Origin of the sequence: Janthinobacterium sp. CG_23.3 (genome assembly GCF_046115965.1) — a bacterium.
GTDB lineage: Bacteria > Pseudomonadota > Gammaproteobacteria > Burkholderiales > Burkholderiaceae_D > Janthinobacterium.
This window is the reverse complement of sequence record NZ_JBJXIB010000199.1, coordinates 1-5,920: the sequence shown is the minus strand read 5'-3', so window position 1 is coordinate 5,920 and position 5,920 is coordinate 1. Positions and strand designations below refer to the sequence as shown.

The following is a 5,920-nucleotide window of genomic DNA, read 5'->3' as shown; positions in this document are numbered from 1 at the left end:
CTCTCGAAGCCACGAAAATCAAGACCAAAACCCCATAAACACATGACCCTGAAACCATGCTGACGGCGCGCTAAATCCTTAAGTTCGGTGGATTGCCGCCGAGCGGACTGGCGCGCATGCTGCGCATGTACGTCGCCCAGCAGTGCTTCGGTCTTTGCGGCGAAGGTATCGAAGCTGCGACTTACGATAGCCAGGCGATTCGTGTCTTCGTCGGCATTGACCTTAATCGCGAGTCGGCGCCTGACGCGACAACACTATTGAAGTTCCGTCGACTGCTTGAGAAGCATGAACTCACGCGCATAATATCTGAGACGATTAACGGGTATCTTGCTGCGCGGGGCTTGATGATGCGCGAATGGACGATCGTCGATGCCACGCTGATCGCGGCCCCGCCCTCCACTAAGAACAAGGACAAGAAGCGCGATCCGGAAATGCACCAGTCCAAGAAGGGTAATGACTGGTACTTCGGGCTCAAAGCGCACATCGGCGTGGACTCGGCTTCCGGACTCGTGCACACCGTGATCGGTACGGCTGGCAACGTGTCGGACGTCACGCAGGTACACGCGCTGCCGCATGGCGATGAAATCGCGGCGATGGGCGACGCCGGCTACCAGGGCGTCGAAAACACGAAGAAAATCTTGGGAAAAGCGTGACGTGGCACGTTGCGATGAAGCGCTCGGGACGCAAAGCACTGCCAAACATCAAACTCGCGCTGATTACCGCCTTGATTGAGCGTCCCTGTTCCGGTTTGGAGCTGGCGCATCGTTTCGACCGTTCCATCGGCATTTTTTTGCGTGCGATGCATCGACAGATTTACCGCGAGCTGGGGCGCCTGGAGACGCAGGGCTGGGTCAAGTCGCTGCCGCCGGAGACGGGGCGCGGGCGCAAGCGGGTCTACCGCGCGCTGCCGGCCGGCCGCCAGGAGCTGGTGCGCTGGGTCGGCGAGAGCCAGGACCCGAAGCCGATGCGCGACGAATTGATGCTGCGCCTGCGCGCCGAGGCGCTGGTCGGGCCGACCGCCGTCATGGACGATATCCAGCGGCGCCTGGAAATGCACCGGGAGCGCCTGGAGCTGTACCGCAATATCGAGGCGCGCGACTTCCCCGACGCCGACGCCGACGCCACGTGCGAGCGGCAGATCCAGCACCTGGTGCTGAGCGCGGGCGTGATGCTGGAGTCGCTGTGGGTCGAGTGGTCGGAGCAGGCGCTGAAGGTGTCGTCGCAGCCGCTGCCGAAGTAGCCGTCGGCAGCCTAGGCGGCGCGTCCGTGGCCGTGGCGCGCGATCAGTTCGTCCAACCCCATCGGCCGCCCGGTCAGGTAGCCCTGCACCAGCGTGCAACCCAGTTCGCGCAGGTGCTGTAATTGCGCCTCCGTCTCGACACCCTCGGCGATCACCTCCAGGCCCATGTTGCGGCCGATGTCGACAATGGTCTGGACGATGGCGCGGTCGTGCTGCCCGGCCGGCAGGCCGGCGACGAAGGAGCGGTCGATCTTCAGCGATGAGATCGGCAGGTCCTTCAAGCGCGACAGCGACGAGTAGCCCATGCCGAAGTCGTCGACGCTGATCTTGAAGCCGCGTTGGCGCAGCGCCCGCATCACCGGGACCACCTGCTCGGCGTGGCTCATCATCATGCCCTCGGTCAGCTCCAGGCACAGCTGGCGCGGTTCGACCCCGGCCGCGGCGGTGATGGCGGCCAGCTCCTCGGGCAGTTTGTCGTTCAGGAACTCCAACGCCGCCATGTTGACGTTCAGCTGCACCCCGGCCAGGCCGGCCGCCTGCATCGTCGACAGGTCGCGGCAGGCGCGCCGCACCACCCAGCGGCCGATGTCGATGATCAGGTGGCTTTGCTCGGCGATGGGGATGAACACGTCCGGCGGCACGATGTCGCCGTTCGGCCGGCGCCAGCGGATCAGCGCCTCGACCGCGCGCACGCTGCGTTCGCGGGTGTGGAACACCGGCTGGTACTGCATGAAGAGCTGGTCGCCGGCCAGCGCGTGCAGCAGTTCCGCCTCCACCGTCAACTGCTGCACCAGCGCCGACTGCGAGGCGGCCTGGATCGCCGCGCCGCCTTGCGAGAAGAAGCTGGCGCCATTGCGGCCGGCCCGCTTGACGCGGTACATGGCGCTGTCGGCGTGGCGCAGCAGGTCGGCGCCGGCGCTGCCGTTGTCGGGGAAGACGCTGATGCCCACGCTGGCCGAGATGGCCAGTTCGCGCCCGCCGACGATAAAGCTGGTGCGCGCCGCCGCCAGTACCAGTTCGGCCATCTGGCGCAGCCGCTCGGGCGAGGCGGCCGGCAGGAACAGCGCGAATTCGTCACCGCCGACGCGGCCGGCCTGGCCGTCCGGCGGCGTCAGCGCGGCCAAGCGCAGCGCGAACTGGCGCAGTACGGCGTCGCCAACTTCGTGGCCGAGGGCGTCGTTGATCGGCTTGAAGCGGTCCAGGTCGATGTACAGCATGCCCAGCGCGGCGCCGCGCGCGGCGGCGCCCTCGCAGGCGTTGTCGAGCAGGTCGTGGAAGTGGCGCCGGTTGGCCAGCCCGGACAGCGTGTCGACCTGGGCCAGCTGGCGAATGCGCTCCTGTTGCCCGATGCGCTGCGCCGTCTGGGCGATCAGGCCGCCGATTGCCGCCGACAGGCTGGGCAGCTGGGCCGTGCGCTGGCGCGCCAGGCAGCTGAAGAACACCAGCACGCCGGGCCGGTGCGCGCCGCCGTCGGCGCTGTCGTAGGCCACCGGGAAGGCGTAGCCGGAGTGGATGCCGGCGCGCCGCGCGTACTGCGGGAAGAGGAAGTCGGGGTCGTGGGCGATGTCTTCGACCCAGCGCGCCCGGCCGCTGCTCCAGACGCCGCCGACCAGGCCCTGGCCGGCCGGAATGGCAACCGCGCCGGCGCCGTCGCGGGTGGTGATGGCGTCGGGCAGGGCCGGGCCGTTCCAGGCGTAGGCGCAGGCCAGGCGCGCCGCGCCGTCCGGCGCCGTCTGCATGGCCCAATACATGCCGCAGTCCCAGCCCAGGTCGTTGCACACCAATTCGATGACCTTGCCGACCGCCTCGGCCAGCGTGTGGGTGCCGATCAGCAGCTTGGTCGTTTCAAAGCTGAACTGCTCGCGCATGGCGGCGTGGCGCTGCGCGGTGATGTCGGTGAGGATGGCGGCGAGCATCGGCCCGGCGCCGTGCTGCCGCGGCGCCAATACGCTCAAGCGCAGCCAACGCAGGCCTTCGTCGGGGCTGGCGACGCGAAACTCGCAGTCCGGGCAGTCGCCGGGGCGGCGCCCGGCGGCTGCCAGCGCCGCCGTCAGCGCCGCCAGGTCGTCCGGCAGCACGAACGACAGGCAGTCGTCCAGGCTCGGGTGCCAACCGGGCTGCTCGCCGAGGAAGGCGGCCGCCTCGCGCGACAGCACCACGTGGCGCGACAGCGGGTCCAGCCACCAGCGCCCGAACCCCGCGGCCACGGCCAGCGGGTCGGGCGCGCAGGCGCGCGCGGCCGCGCCGCCCCGCCATCCGGACGGCTCCTGCGGGCCGGTTGGCGGGGGCGGGCTCAAGTAGGGAGAATAGGGTGCGGTGCGGTCGGACATGGCGGGCCTGTGCTGAAGTGTCGGAAACATATCTGTCTACCTAGCAACATCCGGGCCAGTCTTGGCGCGGCGCAGCGGCGGGCGCGGACGCCGCGCGGCGCGGGTAAGCGCACCACGGCGGGGAAGGGCGGCCGGCAACAGTCGGCCAAAGCGGTGCGGCGCGCGATGCCGGGGCGCGTTTGCCGGCGCTGGCGAATGCGCCGGCGTGCGGCCCGATCGGCACCGGGCGCGCGCTATTGAGCACGACATATTCGGCAAGTCGGGGATAATTCGGATCCGCCCGGCCTTGTATCCATGTGCCGCCGCGGCGCGCGACGCGGGCAAGGCGGCTGGGCGGCGCGCGCGTGCGCGACGGACCATTAATAGGGGAAATGCATGGAAATCGGTAACACAAGCGCCGCCACGTTGGGCGCGAGCACTACGCTGGCTGAGTTGTTCGCATGGCGCGTCAGCCAGAGCCCGGACGCGCCGGCGTATCGCCAGTTCGACTCGGAATCGGCGCAATGGCGCCCATACAGCTGGGGCGAGATGGCGCTGCGCGTGGCTTCCTGCGCCGCCGCGCTGGCCGCGTTGGAACTGCCGCGCGGGGCGCGGGTCGCGACGCTGCTGCCGAACGGCGTCGAGGCGGTCTGCATTGACCAGGCCTGCCTGGCGCTGGGCTTGGTACCGGTGCCGATGCACGCGCTCGACAACCCGGACAGCATCGCCTACATCGTCAACGACTGCGACGCCTCGGTGCTGGTGGTGACGGCCTATGCGCAGTGGGTCGGCATCGCCGGCGCGGGCGTCGCCATGCCGGCGCTGACGCTGGTGGCGGTGGCCGGCGGCGACATACCCGCGCAGCCGGCCGCGCCCGCGTCCGGCCCGGTGACGCTGGTCGGGCTGCGCGACTGGCTGGCGGTGGCGGCCGGCTCTAGCCCGCCGCGCCGGCCCGACGTCGGCGGCGACGACTTGGCCGCGATCGTCTACACCTCCGGCACCACCGGCAAGCCGAAGGGCGTCATGCTCAGCCACGCCAACATCCTGGCCAACGTGCGCGCGCTGACCGGCTGCGTGGCGGTCGGGCCGGACGACGTGTTCCTGTCGTTCCTGCCGCTGTCGCACACCTACGAGCGCACGGTCGGCTACTACCTGCCGATCGCCGCCGGCAGTTGCGTCGCCTATGCGCGTTCGGTGGGGCAGATCGCCGAGGACCTGCAGACGGTGCGCCCGACGGCGCTGGTGTCGGTGCCGCGCATCTACGAGCGCTTCCACGCCAAGCTGGAGGAAACCATGGCGGCGTCCGGCCCGGTGGCGCGCACCCTGTTCGCCCTGGCGCAGGCGGTCGGCTGGCGCCAGTTCAGCCGGCGCCAGCGCCTGCCGCCGGCGCCGGGCGGCGCGGCCTGGCTCGATGCGCTGCTGGCGCCGCCGCTGCGGCGGCTGGTCGCGCGCAAGGTGCTGGCGCGCTTCGGCGGCCGGCTGCGCTTCGCCGTGTGTGGCGGCGCGCCGATGTCGCAGGCGGTGGCGCAGTGCTTCCTCGGCATGGGCCTGCCGCTGCTGCAGGGCTACGGCATGACCGAAACCTCGCCGGTGGTGTGCAACAACACCGTCGACGACAACTGGCCGGCCACGGTCGGCAAGGTGCTTGACGGCGTACAGGTGCGCGTCGGCGAGAACCAGGAGCTGCAAGTGCGCGGCCCCAGCGTCATGCGCGGCTACTGGAAGCGGCCGGAAGACACCGCCAAGGCCATAACCGAGGACGGTTGGTTGCGCACCGGCGACCAGGCCAGCGTGGTCGACGGGCGCGTGCGCATCACCGGACGCATCAAGGAAATTATCGTCACCTCGACCGGCGAGAAGATCGCGCCGGCCGACCTGGAAATGGCCATCATCGCCGATCCGCTGTTCGAGCAGGCCTTTGCGATCGGCGAGAACCGGCCCTTCGTCGCGGCGTTCGCGGTGCTCAACCCGGTGGCGTGGCAGGCGCTGGCGCGCCAGCTCGACGTCGCCGACGCCGCCCCCAGCCTGGAGCTGAAAGCGGTGCGCGACGCCGCGCTGGCCAAGGTCCAGCAGCTGTGCAAAAGCTTCCCCTCGTACGCGGTGCCGCGCGCGGTGCGCCTGGAGCTGGCGCCGTGGTCGGTTGAAAACGCGCTCATGACGCCGACGCTAAAACTCAAGCGCAAGAATTTGTTGGCGCATTTCGAGGCGCAGATCGAGGACATCTACCGCAAACGCGGGTAGCGATAAAAGGCGCCGGCAAACCGCGGGGCTAGACCGCAATCCACCCAAGTTAAGGATTTTCCAACCTTTTAACATGGTTTTTGGGCCATGTGCTTGTGCGGCTTCGGCCTGGCTTTGCGTGTTTTGGATA

General features: G+C 69.3%; 3 protein-coding genes and 1 pseudogene. 3 read left to right on the top strand and 1 reads right to left on the bottom strand.

From position 1 onward, the window contains the following. Nucleotides 1–89: 89 nt before the first annotated feature. Nucleotides 90–694 (top strand): annotated as a pseudogene (locus tag ACFDR9_RS26560) (IS5 family transposase); the annotation flags it as partial. Then, entirely contained in the window at nucleotides 668–1,240 is a 573-nt protein-coding gene (locus tag ACFDR9_RS26555) for a PadR family transcriptional regulator (protein WP_409032912.1), read from the top strand. The pseudogene ACFDR9_RS26560 and the gene ACFDR9_RS26555, both read left to right, overlap by 27 nt. A gap of 11 nt (nucleotides 1,241–1,251) precedes the next feature. Here ACFDR9_RS26555 and ACFDR9_RS26550 read toward each other — a convergent pair whose 3' ends face one another. Beyond that, on the bottom strand, nucleotides 1,252–3,570 hold the full coding sequence (locus ACFDR9_RS26550) for an EAL domain-containing protein (RefSeq protein WP_409032911.1): 2,319 nt from the start codon (nucleotides 3,568–3,570) through the stop codon (nucleotides 1,252–1,254). A gap of 375 nt (nucleotides 3,571–3,945) precedes the next feature. Between ACFDR9_RS26550 and ACFDR9_RS26545 the strand changes: the two genes are divergently transcribed. Continuing rightward, a complete protein-coding gene (locus ACFDR9_RS26545) occupies nucleotides 3,946–5,790 on the top strand; it encodes an AMP-dependent synthetase/ligase (protein ID WP_409032910.1) in 1,845 nt (614 codons plus the stop codon). Nucleotides 5,791–5,920: the final 130 nt, after the last annotated feature.